Origin of the sequence: Nocardia sp. NPDC058519, from assembly GCF_042719755.1 — a bacterium.
In the GTDB taxonomy this organism is placed as follows: domain Bacteria; phylum Actinomycetota; class Actinomycetes; order Mycobacteriales; family Mycobacteriaceae; genus Nocardia.
Genome location: NZ_JBHXNK010000022.1, coordinates 1 through 20,407, shown reverse-complemented (window position 1 = coordinate 20,407; position 20,407 = coordinate 1). Strand labels below are relative to the sequence as shown.

The following is a 20,407-nucleotide window of genomic DNA, read 5'->3' as shown; positions in this document are numbered from 1 at the left end:
CAAGCCGTCTCGGGGGCACCGCCGATGTCCGGGCGATGGCATAGTATCCGCTCCATGTCTTCACCGGGGGCGCAGACCATCACCGTGCGCCATGATGGAACCGAACGAGTCTTCGAAGCGAGTCAGCAGATCACCATGGGCCGCGCGCCCGAGGTCACCCTGTTCGTGGACAGCCCGCTGGTCTCGCGTGTGCACGCCACTCTGCGATTCAGCAACGGCGCCTGGGTACTCGCCGACAACGGAAGCACGAACGGCGTCTTCGTCGACGCGCGCAGGCTGAACCAGCCCGTATCGATCGACCGGCCCACCCAGGTACGCCTGGGTGACGCGATCACCGGGCCGCTGCTGCACCTGGTCCCCGCGGCGCCTGGGGCGCGCCACGCGGCGACCATGGTCGCGCCGCCTTCGCAGCCGCACCAGCAACAGCCGCACCAGCAACAGCCACGTCCGCAGCAGCAGCGACCCGGTTTCCAGCCGCCCTCGCGCCCGCAACCACCGCAACCGCAATACGTGCCCACCTCGCAGCTGCCCGCGCAGCCGCAGGACAACATCAATATGACCCGCCGCGCCGATTCGTCGATGCTGCCGCCGGTCCGCAAGGCCGCCTCGACCGAACCGGTCGCGCGTGGTGACCGGATTCCGCCCGGTGGCCTGAGCATCGGCCGCACCTCGGACAACCAGATCGTGGTGAACGATCCGCTGGCCTCGCGCGCGCACGCGAAGCTGCTGTCCTCGCCCGAGGGCCTGGTGATCGAGGACCTCGGGTCGGCCAACGGCACCTTCGTCAACGGTCACCGCCAGCAGCGCTCGGTGCTGCACGAGCGCGACATCGTCACCATCGGCAATATCGACTTCGTCGTCACTCAGGGCGCGCTGGCGCATCGGCAGAAGCCGGTCGCCGAGCAGGGACTGTCGGTGCACGGGGTCGGGTTCACGGTCGAGAACAACAAGCAGCTGCTCGTCGATGTGAACATGACGGCGGGGCGGGGAACGCTGACCGCGCTGATCGGACCGTCGGGCGCGGGTAAGTCGACGCTGTCGAAGCTGATCGCGGGCAATACCCAGCCCTCCGGCGGTGTGGTGACCTTCGAGGGGCGCAACCTGCACGCCGAGTACGAGGCGCTGCGTTCGCGCATCGGCATGGTGCCGCAGGACGACGTGCTGCACCGTCAGCTCACCGTCCGCCAGGCGCTCGGCTTCGCCGCCGAGCTGCGGCTGCCGCCCGATACCACCAAGGCCGACCGGCAGAAGGTGATCGACGGTGTGCTGCAAGAGCTTTCGCTCACCCAGCATGCCGATACCCGGGTTGACCGGCTCTCCGGTGGTCAGCGCAAGCGCGCGTCGGTGGCGATGGAGCTGCTCACCGGTCCGTCGCTGCTGATCCTGGACGAGCCGACCTCGGGCCTCGACCCGGCGCTGGATCGGCAGGTCATGCAGATGCTGCGCGAGCTGGCCGACGCCGGTCGCGTGGTGATCGTGGTGACGCACTCGGTCGCCTGCCTGGATATGTGTGATCAGGTGGTGCTGCTCGCGCCCGGTGGTAAGACGGCTTTCGCCGGTCATCCGGGTGGTGTCGGTGCGGCGATGGGGACCAGCGACTGGGCGGAGATCTTCGCCGAGGTCGCGGCCAATCCCGATCAGGCCTTCGCGAAGTATCGGTCCAGGCAGGCGTATGTGCCGCCACCGCCGCCCGCGCAACCGAACCGCGGCAATGTGGGCGCGCCGCCGCAGTCGAACGGGATGCGTCAGTTCTCGACGCTGATCCGAAGACAGCTGCGGCTGATCTTCGCCGACCGCGGGTATCTGGCGTTCCTGGTGGTGCTGCCGTTCATCCTCGGCGCGTTGTCGCTGGTGGTGCCGGGTAGCGACGGGTTCACGGCGGCGCCGCTGGTGCAGCTGCCCGATGGTTCGTTCGGGCGGGCCAGCGGCGGTGAGGCGCAGCAGCTGCTGGTGGTGCTCATCCTCGGCGCGTGCTTCATGGGCGCCACGCTCACGGTGCGTGATCTGGTCGGCGAACGGTCGATCTTCCTGCGGGAACGCGCTGTCGGCCTGCTGCCGTCGGCGTACCTGATGGCCAAGATCGTCGTGTTCAGCGTGACCGCGTTCCTGCAGTCGGCGGTGCTGATCGGCATCACGTTCGTCGGCAAGAAGGCGCCGGGCGAAGGTTCGCTGATCCCGAGCGGCAGCGTCGAGCTGTATTTCGACATCGCGATGACGGCGGTGTGCTGTGTGGTGTTCGGCCTGCTGATGTCGAGCCTGGCCAAGTCCAACGAGCAGGTCATGCCCATGCTCGTGGTCATGATCATGGTGCAGCTGGTGATGGCCGGTGGCCTGATCCCGGTGACCGACCGGGTCGGCCTCGAGCAGGTGTCGTACCTGTTCCCCTCGCGCTGGGGTTACGCGGCGGGTGCGTCGACGGTGGACTTGAAGGAGCTGGTCCTCGGCACGCAGGAGGACTCACTGTGGACCCACTCGATCGGGATCTGGATTCTCGACATCGTGATGCTCATCGTGATCACCTCGATCATCGCGTTGCTCACCTGGAGCCGCCTGCGGCTGAAGAAGTCACAGGCATGAGCGGTCAGCGCCCGGAGGCGGCAGCTCGCGTAACCACGCAGGGCGCCCGAGCATGCCTCGATGAACCCAGCATGATCGGCGAGGTCAGCACCATTTCGGTGGGCAAGATGCGCGTGTCTGTCGCCGACCGGGCACACTTGATCCTGTGACCGTTCGAGTTGGGGCCCTACATCTGGGGTGGGACGTGGTGTCCGTGGCCGCGGGTGGCGGTGCGACCCCGGTCCGCCCGGTACAGGTCGAGGGCACCTACACCCCGCCCGCCTACCTGCTCGCTGATGCCGCGGGCAGGTTGCACACCGCCGGTGTCGACCGGCAGCGACCGGATCTGGGGATGGCGATCGCCGATGTGCGCGACATCCTCGGCCATCCGCAGATCGTGATCGCAGGCGCCACCTGGCCGGCCGAGCTCGTCTTCCGGGCCCGGCTCTACAACCCGCTCGCGGCGATCGGCAAGCACCTGCAGGGCAAGCCGCAGGTGGTCGCGTTGCCGTATCCGGACAGCTGGCCCGAGGACAAGGTCGACGTGTACGCGGCGCTCGTCGAGCAGCTCGACGTGGTCGTGGAACCACTGCCGGAAAGCGTCGCGCTCTCGGGCTATGTGCGCGCGCTCGGCCTGGTCTCCCCGCCCAGCGAGCGCCATCACACCGGCGTCGGCGCCACCGGGATCTACTCCGACGGTCGCGCGCTGCTGGTGGTCGCGGTGCACGGCGACGACGAACAGCCGACCGAATCGACGGAGGTCGCGGTCAGCGCCGAGGCGCTGCGCGATGCCCGCACGGCCGACAACGTCGTGATCGAGGCGATGGCCGCGGCCCGCTCGATCGGCGCCGACACCTCGACGGTGCTGCTGGCGGGCAATGTCTGTTTCAACGACGCGCTGCGCTTCGCCTTCCAGAACCATCTCGGCCAGCGTCTGCACGTGGCCGACCATCCGATGCACGCGCTGGTACTCGGTGCCGCGCATCTGCTGGTCACCGAGCCCGACCTCGACGAAGAAGACGACTACCCGGAGCCGAATCATCCCGGCCAGGCGGCCGCCGCGCAGGTCGGATGGGGTGCCCAGCCCACGGCCCCGCCCGCCGCGCAGCCGCCGGGGCCCGCTGGGTTCGTCGCCGGTCCGCCCGGCGCGCAGCCGCCGAGGCCCGGTGGTTCGCCGCGGCACGCGCTCGAGCACGACGATGACGACGAGGACCGCCGCGGCAAACTGCTCGGCAAGGTGAAGAAGGGCTTCTTCGGCGCACCGGCCGTGGTCGGCGCGCTGGCGCTGGTCGCGTTCCAGCCCGATCCCGCCGTCGCCACGGCCGCCGAACAGGTGAGCTGCGCGTTCACCCCGTACACGAACACGGTTCCGCGTGCGGGCATCGCGACCGCCCGCGGTGAGCTCGTCGACGACGGCGCCTGCGTCACCCCCGGTATCGACACCCTGCGCTACCTCATCCCCGGCCCGGCGCGGGCGACCGATCCCGGACCGCCGGTAGTGATCTAGCGCCACCACCCGGTCGCCGATCCATCGTGTCCTCGCCGATCGTGATCGGGCATCGCCCGATTGTGGGTCGGTGATGCGTGGCTGGTATCGTTGCCGGTTGGCGTGTGGAACGTCGAACCGTTCGCGGGTCGGCGTCACCTCGATGTCCTGGGTCTCCACCGGCCGCCAGGACAGCCTCGATCCACACATCAGGGCCGGCAACACCGACGACAGACAGGGAACGACTGTGCCTACGTACAGCCCCAAGGCGGGTGACGTGACCCGCAAGTGGTACGTCATCGACGCCACTGACGTAGTCCTCGGCCGTCTCGCCGTGCAGGCCGCTGGCCTGCTGCGCGGCAAGGGCAAGCCGACCTACGCACCCCACGTCGATGGTGGCGACTTCGTCATCATCATCAACGCGGAGAAGGTTGCCATCTCCGGCAACAAGAAGCAGGACAAGCTCATCCACCACCACAGCGGACACCCGGGCGGCCTCAAGTCGCGCACTGTCGGCGAGGTGTTGGCGACCCGTCCCGATCGTCTCGTGGAGAAGGCCGTCAAGGGCATGATCCCGAAGAACAAGCTGGGTAACGCGATCGCGGGCAAGCTGAAGGTCTACGCAGGCCCGAACCACCCCCACGCCGCGCAGCAGCCGGTTCCGTTCGAGATCAAGCAGGTGGCCCAGTGACCGCTCCTGAAGAGTTCGCAGCCGAAGAGTTCGACGCCACCGATGAGGTCGTAGTCGAGATCGTCGAAGACGGCGAAGCCTACGATGACGCCGAGTACGTCGAAGAAGAGCTGGCCTTCGAGCCGCTCGGCCTCGACCGCCCGGTGCAGACCGTCGGCCGCCGCAAGGAAGCCGTCGTTCGCGTTCGCATGGTGCCCGGTTCGGGCAAGTTCGAGCTCAACGGCCGCACCATCGAGGATTACTTCCCGAACAAGGTGCACCAGCAGCTCGTGAAGTCCCCGCTGGTTCTGGTCGAGCGTGTCGAGAACTTCGACATCTTCGCTCGCCTGGTCGGTGGCGGCCCGTCGGGTCAGGCAGGCGCCCTGCGTCTGGCTATCGCCCGCGCGCTGATCGTGGTCACCCCGGACGACCGTCCCGCCCTCAAGCGTGCCGGCTTCCTGACGCGTGACCCGCGTGCCACCGAGCGTAAGAAGTACGGCCTGAAGAAGGCCCGTAAGGCGCCTCAGTACTCGAAGCGCTGATTTACGCACTGTCGACTTTCGGCTTTCGCATACGCTAGGTATGCTCCCCGCGCGAGTGGGGATGAGCCGGGTCGGCGGAGCACATATGCGAGAGCAGGCTTCCAGCACGGCTGGTCGCCTGCTCTCGTGCTGTATGCGGGGGACCTACTACCGGTATAGAGGTTTTTATGGGACGGCTGTTCGGCACAGACGGTGTTCGTGGACTCGCCAACGAGTCGCTGAGCCCGGAACTGGCGATGCGCGTCGCCGCCGCGGCAGCGCAGGTGCTCTCGCGCGGCAAGAAGCGCCCGGTCGCGGTGCTCGGTCGCGACCCCCGCGCCAGTGGCGAGATGCTGGAGGCCGCGGTGACCGCGGGCCTGACCTCCGTCGGCGTCGATGTCCTCTCCGTCGGCGTGCTGCCCACCCCGGCCGTGGCCTATCTCACCAGCCTGTACGACGCGTGCTTCGGCGTGATGATCTCCGCCTCGCACAACCCCATGCCAGACAACGGCATCAAGATCTTCGCGGCGGGCGGGCACAAGCTCGACGACGTCATCGAGGCACGGATCGAAGCCCTGATCGCCGAAGGCGTCACCGTGCGCCCGACCGGCGCGGGCATCGGCCGGGTACGTGGGGACTACACCGTCGAGGGCACACACGAACGCTATGTCGAGCATCTGCTCGAATCCACCGGGCAGGACCTGTCCGCGCTGACCGTCGTTGTCGACTGCGCGCACGGTGCGGCCGCCGAAGTGGCGCCGCAGGTGTACCGGGAGGCGGGCGCGGCGGTGATCGCGATCAACGCCGAACCCAACGGGCTCAACATCAATGATGGTTGCGGCTCGACGCATCTGGACAATGTGCGGCGCGCGGTTCTCGAACACGGCGCCGACCTCGGCATCGCGCTCGACGGTGACGCCGATCGTTGCCTCGCGGTGGACGCCGCGGGCGAGATCGTCGACGGCGACGCGATCATGGCCGTGCTCGCGCTGGCGATGCGTGACGCGGGCGAGCTGGTCGACAACACGCTGGTCGCGACCGTGATGAGCAACCTCGGCCTGCACATCGCGATGCGCGCCGCCGAGATCACCGTGATCACCGCCGCTGTCGGTGACCGGTATGTGCTCGAGGAACTGCGGCGCGGTGGGTTCAGCCTGGGTGGGGAACAGTCCGGGCATGTGGTGTTCCCGCGGTTCGGCACCACCGGCGACGGGGTGCTCACCGGCCTGCGGCTGATGGCGCGGATGGCGCAGACCCGGTCTTCGCTGGCCTCGCTGGCTTCGGTGATGACCACGGTGCCGCAGGTGCTGGTGAATGTCGCGGTGTCGGACAAGGCCGCCGTCGCGGCGGCTCCCGAGGTGCGTGAGGCGGTCGCGGAGGCGGAGCGGATCCTGGGGGAGTCCGGGCGGGTTCTGTTGCGGCCCAGCGGGACCGAGCAGTTGGTGCGGGTGATGGTGGAGGCCACCGATCCGGTGCAGGCACGTCAGCTGGCCGACGATCTGGCGAAGCAGGTCGCCGCGGTCTAGTTGTCTGGCGGGTCGGGTCAGGTACAACTAGTATCGAGAGACGCCGTAAGGACCTGTGTGCCCGTGGCGCGTGTGTGCTGCTCGGCGCAGGCGGTTATTTTGGCGCGCAGCACGATTCGAAGGGGGCCGATCATGGTTCCGCCGCTGCCTGCCCGCAACTATCAAGATCAGTACCCGTACGAGTACGGCGAAGCCGACCAGCCGCACCGCTGTGGTGGCGCCTGTGGACGACCGGGCTGCCGCGAAGTGCCGCAAGAGTATTCGCCCACGGTGCCGATCCGCGACGAAGGCTACGGCCAGTCCGCGTATGAGCACGTCGCCGAGGCGCCACGCGCACACTCGTTCGCGGCGCCGCGGGTGCCACGCTCGCGATCGTTCATCGCGGTGGTCGCCGTGCTCGGTGTCACCCTCGGTGCCGGACTGATCGGGGCCAAGCTCGGCTCCGATATTTCGCTGTTCGGTGCAGGCGAACCTGTTGTGGTGCGGTCGTTCTAGAACTGCCCGGCGACGAAACCGCTGAACAGCACTCCGAAACCACCGATCTCGCCCGCGATCAGCCCGTACATCGACAGCCGTAGTTCGGCGGGGACCTGCCCGCCGAACTGGTTGGTGGTGTCGCGGCGCAGCCCGTGCAGGGCGTAACTGGCGATCGCGCCGACGAAGAACGCGAGCACGACCAGGTCAGCGGTCAGGTTGACGATCGTCGGCCAGGCGCTGAGCTCGGTGAACACCGCGAGCAGGATCCCCGCGAAGGAGTACATCAGCGCGGCGCGGTGGGCGATGTCGACATAGACGTGTGCCGCCCCGGCGACCCGGATGCCGTGGTACTTCCAGACCCCGAGCAGCAAGGCGCTCAGGAAGATGAATCCGGTGATGAGCAGGGTGATCCGGGTGTCGATGCCTAATACGTAGTCCATGCGCCTATTCCTGGGTGAGTAGCCCACCGGACATATGCCAACGACGGGTCGCACGAACAGAATCCAGCATTCGGCGATCGTGCGTTACCAGAATCAAAGTGCCGGTGAAGGATTCGACCGCCTGCTCGAGCTGTTCGATGGCGGGCAGGTCGAGGTGGTTGGTCGGCTCGTCGAGGACGAGCAGGTTCACCCCGCGTGCCTGGAGCAGGGCGAGGGCGGCGCGGGTGCGTTCACCGGGGGACAGGGTGTCGCAGGCGCGGGTCACGTGCGGTCCGCGCAGGCCGAACTTGGCCAGCAGCGTGCGGACTTCGGCGTCGGGCCAGTCGGGCATCGCCGCGGCGAAGGTAGCGGCCAGCGCGTCCTTACCGCGGAACAGCCCGCGGGCCTGGTCGACTTCGCCGATCTCGACACCGGAACCCAGTGCGGCGGAACCGGAATCGGGTGCGATCTTGCCGAGCAGCAGTCCGAGCAGGGTCGACTTGCCAGAGCCGTTGGCGCCGGTGAGCACGATCCGGTCGGCCCAGTCGATCTGGGTGGTGATCGGGCCGAGGGTGAACTCGCCGCGTGCGAGGGTGGCGTTGTTGGCTGTCGCGACGACCGCGCCGCTGCGGGGCGCGGTCGCGATCTCCATCCGCAGTTCCCATTCCTTGCGCGGCTCGTCGACCACGTCGAGGCGTTCGATGCGGCGCTGGGTCTGGCGGGCCTTGGCGGCCTGTTTCTCGGTGGATTCCGCGCGGGTCTTGCGGCCCATCTTGTCGGAGTCGTTCTTGCCCTTGCGGCGGGCATTGCGCACGCCGTGCTCGAGCCAGTTGCGCTGCATCTGCGCACGCGACTCCAAACCCGCTTTGGTGTCGGCGAATTCGTCGTAGGCCTCGCGGGCGTGCTTGCGGGCGATCTCGCGTTCGGCGAGGTAGGCGTCGTAGCCGCCGTCGTAGAAGCCTGTCTGCTGCTGAGCCAGATCGAGTTCGAGGACGCTGTTGACGGTGCGCGCCAAGAACTCCCGATCGTGGCTGATCACCATCAGCGGCACCCGCACGCCGGTGACGAACCGTTCCAGCCGGTCGAGGCCGTCGAGGTCGAGGTCGTTGGTCGGCTCGTCGAGCAGCAGAATGTCGAAGCGCGACAACAGCACCGAGGCCAACCCCGCACGAGCCGCCTGCCCGCCGGACAGGCCCGTCATCGGGGTGTCGAGCCCACTGGCCAAGCCGTTGGTCAGCCCCAGATCCGCGGCGACCTCTTCGGCGCGCTGATCGAGATCCGCGCCGCCGAGGGCCAGCCAATGTTCCAGCGCGGGTGAGTAATCGTCGTCACCACCGTCGCCCAGCCGTTCCGCTGCCGCGTCCATCACCTGCTGGGCGTGCGCGACCCCGGTTCGGCGCGAAAGGAACTCGAGCACCGTCTCGCCCGCGATGCGCTCCGGTTCCTGCGTCAGGTAGCCGACGGTCGCGTCGGGCGGGCTCAGCGCGATGGTGCCCTCGCCCGGCTCCCGCTCGGCCAGCATCCGCAGCAGCGTCGACTTGCCCGCACCGTTCACCCCGACCAGCCCGATCACATCGCCGGGGGCGAGAGTGAAATCGAGGTCGGCGAACAGGGTCCGTTCGGCGTGCCCCGCGGACAGGCCGCTGGCGTGCAATGTCGTGCTCACCTCGACAATTGTGCCCGTCTCGGGGTTGAACCCTGAGGTCGGGGCCATCCGAAATCAGGGTGCGGATAGGTCTGTGGACCGATGCGGGCGCGGGGCGCTTCGACGGCGCAGTCGAGCACCTCTGCAAAGGCAACACCATGACCGCCGTTGCCTGTTTGTGAGCAAACCGAGTTGCTCTCCATCAGGCAGCCTCATCTTGCGGTGAGGCGGTCCCCGTCTGATTCACCTGGTGGTGATGCGGGGTTGACGTTTCACGGCCTCCTGCGTCGCCCACGCATGCGGGCTCGGTCTCCTGGATGGCTCCACGTCCTGCCACCGGTCCACTCCCGGCGGGACTCTGTTCACCCAGCATGCGGCTTTCGCCGAGTCGGGCGAGGTTGATCGCGGCATTTCGATCACGATCAATCGACAAACCGCAAAACTCACAGTCGTACACACGGTCGGCGAGGGTCAGGCTTGGCTTTCGCACACCACACCCCGAACACGATTTCGAACTCGGAAACCACCGATCGGCCTCCACCAACACCGACCCGTACCAGCGGCTCTTGTAAGTCAACTGCTGTCGGATCTGAGCTAGTGCCGCGTCGGCGAGCGCCCTGTTCAGCGCCTTCTTGCGGACACCACCGGCTGATCGCATCCCGGCGGCGTTCAACGTTTCCACCGTGACCACTTCGTACTGCTGGGCGAGCGCTGTGGTGGCCTGGTGCAGAACATCGCGACGGATCGCGGCAGTCCGCCCATGAGTACGGGCGACATGTGCCATGGTGGCCTGCCATCGTTTCGACGGACGCCGCCGAGTCTTGGTGACCGGGTCGAATGGGCTTTGTTGGCGCGCTGCCCGGCGTTGCAACACCCGCAACCGGGACTGGGCGGCGGTCAACGGTTTCGGTGCCGGAATACGCTTTACCTCACGCCCGTCAGGGGTCGCGATCACCATCAGGGCATCAGCTGTGACGCCGACATCGACACCGACTACCGGAAACGGTGACCGCCGCGCGTGCGCGGGTCGCGTCTTTGCTTCGACGAGAGACTGGAACGACACATACCAGCGGTCACGTGAGTCCCGGGTCACGGTCGCTGACAGAATCCGTGCGGTTCCAGTCTCGACCCGGCGGGCGAGTTTTCGGGTCGACTCATGGGTTTTGAGTCGCCCGAGCCTCGGCAACACGATGTGATGGCGGCTGGGTTCGACCCTGATCGTTCCCGTGGTGAACCGCACCGACCGCCGCGACCTGGCCGCTGTTTTGAATTTCGGGAAGCCGACCGGATTGCCTGCCCTCTGACCACGGCGGGAGGCGGTCCAGTTGTCGAGGGCGCGGGCCAGGGCATCGAGTCCGGTGTTGTAGGCCTCTTTCGAGTTCTCCGCCCACCAGGGCGCGTACTCGTGTTTACGCTGATTCCAGATCTTGCGGAGTTGTGGAAGAGACCATCCGATCGACTGGGTCAGGTCCCGGTCGACGATCCCGTAGGTTCGTTCCGCCGCTCGTTGATCGACTACGGCCTTGACCAGGGCGAGCATGTGGTTGAAGGCGAACCTGGCCGCACCGCTGTGTGAGCTGAACATCGACAGTTGGTGTGGGGTGGGGTCGAGAGCGTATCGGTAGGCCTGCACTGTCCACCCGTCAGGAATGTCGAACCTCGCCATCGGCGCTCACCTCCGTTCCCCAGGTTTCGTTGCTGCCCACCATCTTCGACCACCATGCCATAGCCGTCTGACATATCTCACCCCCTGAGGCCGGGGTCGTCGAAATCAGGGTGCGGATAGGTGTTTGGACCGATGCGGGCGCGGGTGTCGCGACGGCACAGTGGAGGTATCACCACCACACAGGAAGGCAAAAATCATGACCGCCGTCCCCGCCCGCCGCCTCACCCGTTCGACCAGCAACTCCTGGATCGCAGGCGTCTGCGGTGGCCTCGCCGAACGCTACGGCTGGAACCCCAACATCGTCCGCCTGGTCTTCGTCGTCTCCTGCCTGCTGCCCGGCCCCCAGTTCCTGATCTACCTGGCGATGTGGATCCTCATTCCCAAGAAGTAGCCCCGAACCCCGCGGCACCCGCTCGCGGATGACAAGATGGTGGCAACCCCGCCACGTCGTCATCCGCGAGTTTCCCGTTGGAGGAGCAGTCATGGTCACCTCGGGTGAGTTCCCCGGCCTCGGCCTACCCGACATCGACGCCCACTCGTCCCTGGGCGGCCTCGGCCCCGTCGAGCTGAACAACCCATCCCTCGACCTCGACCACGACGGCGTCGTCGACTCCCTCTCCACCAGCGACACCGACTCGACCAGCATCTGGTCCGACTACGACCACGACGGTCTCGCCGACCACGTCACCGTCGTCGAGGAAGACGGCGACTACGCCGCCTGGGAGTACCACCGCCATCCCGACGGCACGTCGGAGTGGCGGCGGACCGATCAGGGGAACCTGGAGAAGTAGCGCACGAGGGTGCCGCTGTGATCGAATCCGAGCACAGCGGCATTCGTCGTGTGATCGTGGAACCGATCCGGGTCTTGGCGCGTCTAAGGGAGTAGTGCGCCTGCCGGCGCGTGACCAGAAGGAGGGGGAAGTGGGCGATTCAGTTACGGTCGATCCGACGGCTCTGCGTAAGGCTGGGTCGAACTTGAAGGCGTCGGCGGCCGACATCGGGACGTACACCGCCGACATCAAGGGCTGGTCCTTCACGGCCGCGCAAGCCGGTCGCGACTACGGCGCGGAGGGGGCCAAGGTCGGCGGCGTGATTGGGAAGGTCGAGACCTGGTTGAAGAACTGGCAGACCGCGGTCGACAAGACGGGCGCTCAGTTCGGTACCAGTGCGGATACCTATGCGACGGTCGACGATGCCAACGTCAAGAAAATAACTGCTGCTGGGGTGAACCTTTGATGCGCATAATGGCGTCGGATTCTGTCGTGCTCGAAGGGGGCATCCATGGCTGACTCTCCGACGTGGCCGAATATCCCCACCGGTGGTAGCGCAGACGAGATTCTCAACCTCGGGGCCGAGGGCTTGCAGTATTTCGTCGAGTATCTACCGCGTTATGAGAATGCACTCGCGGTAACGAAGTCGACGGCGGGCCGAGCGGAACTCGTGAACGCCGACTTGAATACGTTGATCTATGCGAAATACGACACTGAACGTGGTATGGATATCGCCGCCATTGATCGGATGTCTGCGGGTTTATCCAAGGTGATGGCCAAATTGCCCGGCGAGATCGACGAACAGCGGCGGCAACTCTCGGCGCTGCCGTCGATTTGGCAAGGGCAAGCGGGCGACTCTGCGTCCAATATGCTCAATGCGCAGATTATCCGTGCCGAGCAAGATCGTACCGAAGCCGCGACGATATCCCTGGAGCTCAGCAACGTATCAACTGCGCTGCGCACAGCTGTGCGGCATAAAGCCGTTACGGTCCAGAGCTTTTGGTCTCCGAATACACCTGACATCCCGCAGCAGAACGGCAGTGGAGTGGGGCGTGCAGCGATCGATGATTATATACGATTGGTGGCGCAGAGCCCTTATTCTGAATTGGGTCAGAAGGCGAAGGAGTGGTTGGTCGAGGTATTCATACCTCACGTTCACGCAACGTACGATAAGTTCATTCAGCTCTGCAAGGAAGTCGACACTGAGGTGCGTCGGATTTACGGCGTGCTTGTTGAAGCCTTGAACAGGCTGGATACTGCCGCATACCCGATGCCGCAGGATTCCAGCAAGCCACAAACGCCGGTGACGACACAGCAGCCCCAGACACAAGATACGTCGACCGGCGGCACACCGTCGACAACAGAGGACACGTCGACCAAGCCGGCGACCACCGAGGATCCGTCGACCACCAAGGACGACGATGATGACGATGATGACGATGATGACGACATCACCGACACCATAAGCGAAATCACCGATACGGTCAGCGAGGTGATGACAGGCCTCACCTCGCTCGTGTCATCGGTCAGTCAACTCGAATCGCTCTTCACGACTACCGCGGAGACGATCAGTACCGGCCTCACTTCGCTCAACACCTCGATCCAAGAGGGCTTCGCGTCGATTTCGAGCCAGCTGAACGGCTTGATGTCCGGTGGCGCGACGTTCGATCTGAACGGGACGCAGGTCAGCGTCGGGACAGATGAGAACGGCCAACTGACAGTGAGCACTACCGACTCCGCCGGAAACTCGCACGAGTACGGCATGACGCTCGATGCCAACGGCATACCGGTGATCAGCGACGATCAGTCCAGCGGCGAAATCGGCTCTGGCACACCGGAGACCGGCACGGGCCAGGGGCCGGCCGGTCTGGAAGACGCCGAGGAGGGGACGTCCTCGGGCGCGACACCCAATCCGACCGGGTCGCTGAACGCCAAAGGCTATGCCGCCGAGAACATGCCGGGGGCAGGGTCGACGCCGAGTGCGGACAACGAGCCCGACGGCGAACATTGGGCGGAGCAATACCCCGTGGGCCAGCAACCCGATCCGGGTGACACCGGTGCGGTCTTGGCCGAGGCAGGACCGCTGTGAGTCAACGAGTTGAGGGGGTTTCGTCATGAGTCGATCACGGATCGAAGAAGGCGCCTATGAGTTCCTTCGCCGGGTGCAGATTCTGGACTACGAGTATGACGAGATGCGGAACAGCCTCGCCGTTCACAACAATGGTCACGAGATCCTGGCCGAGATCCAAGCGGTCAGGGAGCGTGAAGCTGCCGAAGCCGAAGAGCGGGAGCGGCTCGAGGCGGAGGAACGCGAGCGTCAGGAAGCCGAGGCCAGAGAACAACGCGAGGCCATCGCACGGTCGATCGCCGCCAGGCGAGCCAATGACCGCGCTGCTCCAATGGATGACGACGATCCCGAAGGGGACTACTACCGCCGCAAGAGTTGGTTGGTCTGACTCCGCAGCGCGGCGCCGGATAGGGGTGGCGTCGCGCGGGAAGCCGGAGCGACAGGGCGCCCGGCTTCCGGTCGGATCGGCGCTCGAGCAGTGCGGATTCGGCACCCGGCGGTGGGCGCCATTGTTGGATAGGATGGCGCCGCCGACACGTGGGTAGGGGTGGCTATGGTCGAGTTCGTTGCCGGGTATGCGGTTGAGCGGGTGCTCGGGCAGGGTGGGATGGGGACGGTTTATCTGGCCCGGCATCCTCGGCTGCCTCGGTCGGTGGCGTTGAAGTTGCTGGATGAGAACATGTTCGGGGACGTGGAGGTGCGGGCGCGGTTTCAGCGGGAGGCTGATCTCGCCGCACGGCTCGACCATCCGAACATCGTCGCGGTGTACGACCGCGGGGTGGCGGGGAATCGGCCCTGGATCGCGATGCAGTATGTGCCGGGGACCGACGCGGCCGCGGTCGGGGTGTTCGAGCCGATGCGGGCGGTGCGGGTGGTGTCCGAGGTTGCCACGGCACTCGATTTCGCGCATACGCACGGCGTGCTGCACCGGGACATCAAGCCCGGCAACATCCTGCTCGGCGAATCGGTGCACGGGCTGCCGGAGCGAGTGCTGCTCGCCGATTTCGGTATCGCGCGTCTGCGTGTCGACCAGAGTCCGCTCACGCGCACCGGATCATTCACTGCCACACTGGCATTCGCGTCTCCCGAACAGTTGGCGGCATCGACGCTCGATCCACAATGCGACCAATACTCGCTGGCTTGTACCTTTTTCGCGATGCTGACAGGCACGGCACCCTTCAGTGCGACGAACCCGGTGATGGTGATCCAGGCACACATGTCCGCCCCGCCGCCATCGATCGTGCGCCTCCGGCCGGACTTGCCGTCGGCGTTGGATGCGGTGCTGGCCAGGGCGATGGCCAAGCGTCCAGCTGACAGGTTCGCTTCCTGCGGGGAGTTCGCGGACGCGGTGCGGCGCGCGTTCGAGGTGCCCGGCGACATGTCGAGTCCGGGGGCCGCGACCGAGGTGTCAGCGGGTGCGCACCGATCGGTCGAGCCCATTCCGGTGCCGCTCAGTCCTGTTGCGCTCCTACCGGATACGGAACCGCGACCTGCGATGACGGCCGTCGCGGTGGTCGATCGTGCGGCGGTCGACTCCGGGCCCGTGCGGCCGCCTGTCGTCAAAGGCAGGCCGGGGTGGGCCGCGATGACTGTGCAGCACGAGGCCGGCGTGCCCGGCCTCCCGGATCGTGAACCGCCGCTACAACGACGGCAGGTCCTGGCCTTGGTCTATGTGGCAGTGCTTGCCGTGCTGTTCGTCCTGGTCTTCACCGACATCACCAACTGGTAGGTGACGCAGGCGGATTTCTAGCCGCGGATCAGTTTGGCGACCGTGCCGATCGACAGCTTCGGCGCCTCGACCTCTATCTCGGCATGCGGGTCGACCACCTTGGTATGGGGGATCTCGCCCTCCGGGTCGGCGAAGACCGCGTACTTCTTGTCGGCCATGAGGGTGGCGAGGAGGTAGCCGGTGACCAGGGCTCGGGTGGTCTTGTCGGTTTTGTGTTCGTAGCGGCCCGCGCCGAGGGCGGCGAAGAGGCGACGGCCTTCGATGATGCCGTTGTGGGAGGCGCCGCTGATGGTGCGCAGGATCGCCGGGCCCGACCACGCGGTGGCGAGGGCGCGGGCGTTGGAGCTGACCGAGTCGAGGTCGTCGCCGGTCAGGATCAGGGCGCGCGTGTCGATGTCGGGGGCGATGTTCTCCGCGGCGGGGGAGGTGGGGGCCGGGAAGAGCGCGACTACGGCGGCTACCCGGCGTTGAGCTGCGGCGATCACGGCGGCACCGGCTCCCATGCCGTGGCCGGCGAGGGCAAGGCGGTCGGGGTGGACGCTGATGGTGCCGTCACCGAGACGGACCTTGCTGACGATGTCGAGCGTGGTGAGCAAGTCGGTGCCGAGGTCCAGATGTGACGGGATCGGGCCGCGCTCGGTGTCGGGCGCGGCGACCACGAAACCCCACGACGCGATGTGCTCGAGCAGGCTCTTGTAGTTCTCGGCGCTGGTCAGCCAGCCGTGCGCGAACGCGACAGCGGGCAGGTTCAGTCCGGACTCGGGCGTGTACACCACACCCGGCTGACCTGCGATCCCTAAATTCCCACGCAGCACCCGGTGGGGGCCGCGCACGGACAGGGTGCTCAGGAGCGATTTTGCAGACACCGACACGGCGAGAAGAGTATCCGATCAGTAGGGTGGGGGACCATGTGCGGAATCGTGGGGTACGTCGGATACCGGGATGCGCTCGGCGTTGTCGTCGACGCGCTGCGACGCATGGAGTATCGCGGATACGACTCTGCGGGGGTCGCGATCCTCGACGGAAACGGTGCTATCGCGGTCGAACGTAAGGCCGGGCGGCTGGCCAATCTGGAAGCCGAACTGGGCGAGGCGGGGACCGAGCGTTTCGCCGGGTCGACCGGTATGGGCCACACCCGCTGGGCTACCCACGGCGCGCCGACCGACCGCAACGCGCACCCGCACCGCGACGTCTCCGCCAAGCTCGCCGTCGTCCACAACGGCATCATCGAGAACTTCGCGCCGCTGCGCCGCGAGCTCGAGGACGCGGGCGTGGAGCTGCTCAGCGACACCGATACCGAGGTCGCGGTGCACCTGGTTTCGCGCGCCTACGCCGAAGGACCGACCGCCGGTGACTTCACCGCGAGCGCGCTGGCCGTGCTGCGGCGTCTCGAAGGCGCGTTCACGCTGGTGTTCACTCATGCCGATCATCCCGGCACGATCGTCGCGGCCCGCCGGTCGACGCCGCTGGTGGTCGGGGTCGGCGAGGGCGAGATGTTCATCGCCTCCGATGTCACCGCGTTCATCGAGCACACCCGCGAGGCGGTCGAGCTCGGCCAGAACCAGGCCGTGGTGATCACCAAGGACGGCTACAGCGTCACCGACTTCGCGGGCAACACCGACGGTGTCCTCAGCAGGCCGTTCACCATCGACTGGGACCTCGCCGCCGCCGAGAAGGGCGGCCACGACTACTTCATGCTCAAGGAGATCGAAGAGCAGCCCACCGCGGTCGCCGACACCCTGCTCGGTCATTTCGTCGTCGACGAGAAGGGCGGCCGGATCGTCCTGGACGAACAGCGCCTCGCCGATCAGGAGCTGCGCGAGTTCGACAAGGTGTTCGTCGTCGCGTGTGGCAGTTCGTATCACTCGGGACTGCTCGCCAAGTACGCGATCGAGCACTGGACCCGGGTGCCCGTGGAAGTGGAGCTGGCCAGCGAATTCCGTTACCGCGACCCGGTTCTCGACCGGTCGACGCTGGTGGTGGCGATCTCGCAGTCCGGTGAAACCGCGGACACCCTCGAGGCGGTGCGCCACGCCAAGGAGCAGAAGGCCCGCGTGCTGGCGATCTGCAACACCAACGGGGCGCAGATTCCGCGCGAATCCGACGCGGTGATCTACACGCGGACCGGGCCCGAGATCGGTGTCGCGTCGACCAAGGCGTTCCTGGCGCAGGTGGCCGCCAACTATCTGGTGGGTCTGGCGCTGGCCCAGGCACGCGGGACCAAATACCCCGACGAGGTGGCTCGTGAGTTCGCCGAGCTCGAGTCGATGCCGAAGTTGATCTCTCGCGTGCTCGAAACCGCGCCGCAGGTGCGGGCCATCGCGCGCGAGCTGGCGCATGTGCCGACGGTGCTGTTCCTCGGCCGCCACGTGGGCTACCCGGTGGCGCTGGAAGGCGCGCTCAAGCTCAAGGAACTGGCCTACATGCACGCCGAGGGGTTCGCCGCGGGCGAGCTCAAGCACGGGCCGATCGCGCTGATCGAAGAAGGTCTGCCGGTGATCGTGGTGATGCCGTCGCCGAAGGGGCGCGCGGTGCTGCATTCCAAGCTGCTCAGCAACATTCGCGAGATCCAGGCGCGCGGGGCCCGCACGATCGTGATCGCCGAAGAGGGCGACGACACGGTGCGGCCCTTCGCCGACGACCTGATCGAGATCCCGGCCGCGCCCACGCTGTACCAGCCGCTGCTGTCCACGGTGCCGCTGCAGATCTTCGCCGCCGAGGTGGCGCAGACGCTGGGCTACGACGTGGACAAGCCACGCAACCTGGCCAAGTCGGTCACCGTCGAATAAGGCTGCGTGCCGGCCTCGTCGCGAGGCCGGCAGGGTCACTTGACCGTGATGCTGCCGCGCATGTCCGGGTGCAGGGTGCACATGTAGCGGTAGGTGCCGGGCTGGGTGAACGTGTAGGACCATTCGCCCTTGTCGATGATGGGGCTGTTGAGGCCCATCGCCTTGTCGCCGATGCCCTGCACGTTGTGCGGGACCTTGTCGGAGAACTTCCAGGTGACCGTCTCGCCGACCTTGATGGTGGCGTCGGCGGGGGCGTATTCCATGCCGCCGACCTCGACCGTGAGGTTGGTCGGTGCGTGTTGTTGGGTGGTGGTCGAGGTGCTGACCGGGCGGGGTTTGCGGGTTGTGGTGGTGGCGGCGTTTCCCGAGTCGCCGGAACAGCCGGCGGACAACAGGGCGGCGGCCACGACGAATCCGGCGACAAACCGGGCGGATGCGGCGCGGTGACGAACCATCGACATGGGTGTGGAGCGTAGTCTGCGAGCGATCCTGGGCCGGTCGGCGGCCCGTTCGGGCAGCTGGGAGGCGACTATGTCGGATCGGCGTGGCTACTACACCGTCGACGAGGTTCGGGCGGCGGAAGCCGAGCTGTTCACTCGGGTGCCTGCGGGAATGCCGATGCGGCGGGCGGCTTTCGGGCTGACGGGGGTGGTTGTCGACGAATTGCGTTCGCGGACCGGTGGAGTGGCCGGTCGGGCGGTGGGGTTGCTTGTGGGGTCGGGGGACAACGGTGGGGATGCGTTGTGGGCGGGGGCCTTTCTGCGGCGGCGGGGGGTTCGGGTATCGGCCGTCCTGTTGAATCCTGAACGGGCTCATGGGGAGGGGCTTGCTGCCTTGCGGGCTGCTGGGGGACGGGTGGTCGATCGGCTCGATGCGGTTGATCTGGTGATCGATGGGATCGTGGGGATTTCCGGGCGTGGTCCGTTGCGGCCCGAGGCTGCGGAAATTGTTGCCGCCGTGGATGTTCCGATCATCTCGGCGGATCTGCCCAGTGGGGTCGATCCTGATACGGGGGCTGTGGACGGGCCCGCGGTGACGGCGGATGTGACGGTCGCGTTCGGGGCCTTCAAACCGGTGCACGCGCTGGCTGTGCCGCACTGTGGGCGAATTGTGTTGGTGCCGATCGGGTTAGAGCTTCCGGCGGCTGGGCTGGTGCAGCTCGATCCGGGGGCGGTGGGGGCTGGTTGGCCGGTTCCGGGGCCTGCTGATGACAAATACAGCCAGGGGGTGACGGGGGTTTGTGCGGGGAGTTCGAAGTATCCGGGGGCGGGGGTGTTGTGTACGGGGGCGGCGGTGGTGGCTACTTCGGGGCTGGTTCGGTATGTGGGGACGGATACCGAGGTGTTGGAGAAGTTTCCGGAAGTTGTTGCCAGTACTTCGATTTCGGAGGCGGGGCGGGTGCAGGCTTGGGTGTTCGGGCCGGGCGGGGGTACCGATCCGGGGGCGCGGGATCGGTTGGCCGAGGTGCTTGCTACTGATCTGCCGGTGCTTGTCGATGCGGATGGGTTGACGATTCTTTCCACGGAGCCGGGGCTGGTTCGCGGGCGCTCGGCTCCGACGGTGATTACGCCGCATGCGGGGGAATTCGCGCGGTTGACCGGTGCGGCGGTGGGGGCTGATCGGGTGGGGGCGGTGCGGCAGCTGGCTGATGAGTGGGGGGTGACTGTGCTGTTGAAGGGGCGGGCGACGGTTGTTGCCTCGCCGGGGGAAGCGGCATTTGTGAATGACGCGGGTGGGGATTGGGCTGCTACCGCGGGGTCGGGGGATGTGTTGTCGGGGGTTATCGGGGCTTTGCTCGCTGCGGGGCGGGATCCGGGGTGGGCTGCTGCCGCGGGGGCTCGGGTGCATGCTTTGGCGGCTAACTTGGCTGCTTATGAGGGGTGGGATGCGGGGGCGCCTATTTCTGCTACGCCTTTGCTCGGGCATGTTCGGGGGGCGGTGCGGGTGTTGCGGGAGGTTGGTGGGGGATCAGAGGTCTGGTAGTCCCAGGCAGGTTTGACGCTGTGTTTATTGGAGCGCTGGCGCGCTCGAGTCGCGGCCCCGAGGGGCCGCCGGTTAGGCGCCGTTGCTTGCTCCTTCGTCGCC

20 protein-coding genes are annotated in these 20,407 nt (G+C 66.7%); 15 read left to right on the top strand and 5 right to left on the bottom strand.

What is annotated here, in order from left to right; all coding sequences use genetic code 11:
• Window positions 1-54: 54 nt before the first annotated feature.
• From ACFWPK_RS23155 to ACFWPK_RS23125, 7 genes are all read left to right on the top strand, one after another.
• A complete protein-coding gene (locus ACFWPK_RS23155; RefSeq protein WP_378918973.1) occupies window positions 55-2,577 on the top strand; it encodes an ATP-binding cassette domain-containing protein in 2,523 nt (840 codons plus the stop codon).
• The gene (locus tag ACFWPK_RS23150) at window positions 2,574-2,726 is read left to right on the top strand and encodes a hypothetical protein (RefSeq protein WP_378918971.1); all 153 of its coding nucleotides are present in this window, start codon (window positions 2,574-2,576) and stop codon (window positions 2,724-2,726) included. The genes ACFWPK_RS23155 and ACFWPK_RS23150 overlap by 4 nt, the downstream gene beginning before the upstream one ends.
• A complete protein-coding gene (locus tag ACFWPK_RS23145) occupies window positions 2,723-4,063 on the top strand; it encodes a hypothetical protein (protein WP_378918969.1) in 1,341 nt (446 codons plus the stop codon). The genes ACFWPK_RS23150 and ACFWPK_RS23145 overlap by 4 nt, the downstream gene beginning before the upstream one ends.
• 226 nt (window positions 4,064-4,289) lie before the next feature.
• Window positions 4,290-4,733: a 50S ribosomal protein L13 gene (rplM, locus tag ACFWPK_RS23140; protein ID WP_194825954.1), complete on the top strand. Its 444-nt coding sequence runs from the start codon at window positions 4,290-4,292 to the stop codon at window positions 4,731-4,733.
• Window positions 4,730-5,254 carry a 30S ribosomal protein S9 gene (gene rpsI, locus ACFWPK_RS23135; RefSeq protein ID WP_378918967.1) on the top strand — a complete coding sequence of 175 codons (525 nt, stop codon included), beginning with the start codon at window positions 4,730-4,732 and terminating at the stop codon, window positions 5,252-5,254. The genes rplM and rpsI overlap by 4 nt, the downstream gene beginning before the upstream one ends.
• Before the next feature lie 167 nt (window positions 5,255-5,421).
• Complete coding sequence (glmM, locus tag ACFWPK_RS23130; protein ID WP_378918965.1) at window positions 5,422-6,759, top strand: phosphoglucosamine mutase; 1,338 nt, start codon at window positions 5,422-5,424, stop codon at window positions 6,757-6,759.
• Window positions 6,760-6,891: 132 nt separating this feature from the next.
• Entirely contained in the window at window positions 6,892-7,254 is a 363-nt protein-coding gene (locus ACFWPK_RS23125) for a hypothetical protein (RefSeq protein WP_378918963.1), read from the top strand.
• On the opposite strand, the gene ACFWPK_RS23120 is transcribed toward ACFWPK_RS23125, so the two are convergent.
• The 3 genes from ACFWPK_RS23120 to tnpB form a co-directional block, all read right to left on the bottom strand.
• Window positions 7,251-7,676 (bottom strand): hypothetical protein, encoded by a 426-nt coding sequence (locus ACFWPK_RS23120; protein ID WP_378918961.1) that lies wholly within the window; start codon window positions 7,674-7,676, stop codon window positions 7,251-7,253. The genes ACFWPK_RS23125 and ACFWPK_RS23120 overlap by 4 nt on opposite strands.
• Window positions 7,677-7,680: 4 nt before the next feature.
• Entirely contained in the window at window positions 7,681-9,369 is a 1,689-nt protein-coding gene (locus tag ACFWPK_RS23115) for an ABC-F family ATP-binding cassette domain-containing protein (protein WP_378918959.1), read from the bottom strand.
• A 133-nt stretch (window positions 9,370-9,502) separates the two neighbouring features.
• A complete protein-coding gene (gene tnpB, locus ACFWPK_RS23110) occupies window positions 9,503-10,966 on the bottom strand; it encodes an IS607 family element RNA-guided endonuclease TnpB (protein WP_378918957.1) in 1,464 nt (487 codons plus the stop codon).
• 196 nt (window positions 10,967-11,162) lie between these two features.
• Between tnpB and ACFWPK_RS23105 the strand changes: the two genes are divergently transcribed.
• From ACFWPK_RS23105 to ACFWPK_RS23080, 6 genes are all read left to right on the top strand, one after another.
• Window positions 11,163-11,357 (top strand): PspC domain-containing protein, encoded by a 195-nt coding sequence (locus tag ACFWPK_RS23105; RefSeq protein ID WP_378918955.1) that lies wholly within the window; start codon window positions 11,163-11,165, stop codon window positions 11,355-11,357.
• Between the two features lie 91 nt (window positions 11,358-11,448).
• Entirely contained in the window at window positions 11,449-11,757 is a 309-nt protein-coding gene (locus ACFWPK_RS23100) for a DUF6802 family protein (RefSeq protein ID WP_378918953.1), read from the top strand.
• A 94-nt stretch (window positions 11,758-11,851) separates the two neighbouring features.
• A complete protein-coding gene (locus tag ACFWPK_RS23095; protein WP_378918951.1) occupies window positions 11,852-12,202 on the top strand; it encodes a hypothetical protein in 351 nt (116 codons plus the stop codon).
• Window positions 12,203-12,247: 45 nt separating this feature from the next.
• Entirely contained in the window at window positions 12,248-13,825 is a 1,578-nt protein-coding gene (locus tag ACFWPK_RS23090; protein WP_378918950.1) for a hypothetical protein, read from the top strand.
• A 25-nt stretch (window positions 13,826-13,850) separates the two neighbouring features.
• A complete protein-coding gene (locus ACFWPK_RS23085) occupies window positions 13,851-14,192 on the top strand; it encodes a hypothetical protein (RefSeq protein ID WP_378918948.1) in 342 nt (113 codons plus the stop codon).
• Window positions 14,193-14,357: 165 nt separating this feature from the next.
• Window positions 14,358-15,533, top strand: a complete 1,176-nt coding sequence (locus ACFWPK_RS23080; RefSeq protein WP_378918946.1) for a serine/threonine-protein kinase — start codon at window positions 14,358-14,360, stop codon at window positions 15,531-15,533.
• A 17-nt stretch (window positions 15,534-15,550) separates the two neighbouring features.
• On the opposite strand, the gene ACFWPK_RS23075 is transcribed toward ACFWPK_RS23080, so the two are convergent.
• Window positions 15,551-16,405: a dienelactone hydrolase family protein gene (locus ACFWPK_RS23075; protein WP_378918944.1), complete on the bottom strand. Its 855-nt coding sequence runs from the start codon at window positions 16,403-16,405 to the stop codon at window positions 15,551-15,553.
• A gap of 36 nt (window positions 16,406-16,441) precedes the next feature.
• On the opposite strand from ACFWPK_RS23075, the gene glmS reads away from it, so the two are divergent.
• Window positions 16,442-18,322, top strand: coding sequence for a glutamine--fructose-6-phosphate transaminase (isomerizing) (gene glmS / locus ACFWPK_RS23070; RefSeq protein ID WP_378918942.1), 1,881 nt, complete (start codon window positions 16,442-16,444; stop codon window positions 18,320-18,322).
• 35 nt (window positions 18,323-18,357) lie between these two features.
• On the opposite strand, the gene ACFWPK_RS23065 is transcribed toward glmS, so the two are convergent.
• Complete coding sequence (locus ACFWPK_RS23065) at window positions 18,358-18,783, bottom strand: plastocyanin/azurin family copper-binding protein (protein WP_378918940.1); 426 nt, start codon at window positions 18,781-18,783, stop codon at window positions 18,358-18,360.
• Between the two features lie 70 nt (window positions 18,784-18,853).
• On the opposite strand from ACFWPK_RS23065, the gene ACFWPK_RS23060 reads away from it, so the two are divergent.
• Window positions 18,854-20,305, top strand: a complete 1,452-nt coding sequence (locus ACFWPK_RS23060; RefSeq protein ID WP_378918938.1) for a bifunctional ADP-dependent NAD(P)H-hydrate dehydratase/NAD(P)H-hydrate epimerase — start codon at window positions 18,854-18,856, stop codon at window positions 20,303-20,305.
• Window positions 20,306-20,407: the final 102 nt, after the last annotated feature.

Coding starts and splice junctions, on each gene's coding strand:
- ACFWPK_RS23105 (WP_378918955.1), top strand. CDS start 11,163: ATGACCGCCGTCCCCGCCCGCCGCCTCACCCGTTCGACCAGCAACTCC.
- ACFWPK_RS23115 (WP_378918959.1), bottom strand. CDS start 9,369: ATGGCCCCGACCTCAGGGTTCAACCCCGAGACGGGCACAATTGTCGAG.
- ACFWPK_RS23080 (WP_378918946.1), top strand. CDS start 14,358: ATGGTCGAGTTCGTTGCCGGGTATGCGGTTGAGCGGGTGCTCGGGCAG.
- ACFWPK_RS23090 (WP_378918950.1), top strand. CDS start 12,248: ATGGCTGACTCTCCGACGTGGCCGAATATCCCCACCGGTGGTAGCGCA.
- ACFWPK_RS23120 (WP_378918961.1), bottom strand. CDS start 7,676: ATGGACTACGTATTAGGCATCGACACCCGGATCACCCTGCTCATCACC.
- ACFWPK_RS23065 (WP_378918940.1), bottom strand. CDS start 18,783: ATGTCGATGGTTCGTCACCGCGCCGCATCCGCCCGGTTTGTCGCCGGA.
- ACFWPK_RS23150 (WP_378918971.1), top strand. CDS start 2,574: ATGAGCGGTCAGCGCCCGGAGGCGGCAGCTCGCGTAACCACGCAGGGC.
- ACFWPK_RS23155 (WP_378918973.1), top strand. CDS start 55: ATGTCTTCACCGGGGGCGCAGACCATCACCGTGCGCCATGATGGAACC.
- ACFWPK_RS23125 (WP_378918963.1), top strand. CDS start 6,892: ATGGTTCCGCCGCTGCCTGCCCGCAACTATCAAGATCAGTACCCGTAC.
- tnpB (WP_378918957.1), bottom strand. CDS start 10,966: ATGGCGAGGTTCGACATTCCTGACGGGTGGACAGTGCAGGCCTACCGA.
- ACFWPK_RS23100 (WP_378918953.1), top strand. CDS start 11,449: ATGGTCACCTCGGGTGAGTTCCCCGGCCTCGGCCTACCCGACATCGAC.
- ACFWPK_RS23060 (WP_378918938.1), top strand. CDS start 18,854: ATGTCGGATCGGCGTGGCTACTACACCGTCGACGAGGTTCGGGCGGCG.
- glmM (WP_378918965.1), top strand. CDS start 5,422: ATGGGACGGCTGTTCGGCACAGACGGTGTTCGTGGACTCGCCAACGAG.
- glmS (WP_378918942.1), top strand. CDS start 16,442: ATGTGCGGAATCGTGGGGTACGTCGGATACCGGGATGCGCTCGGCGTT.
- ACFWPK_RS23085 (WP_378918948.1), top strand. CDS start 13,851: ATGAGTCGATCACGGATCGAAGAAGGCGCCTATGAGTTCCTTCGCCGG.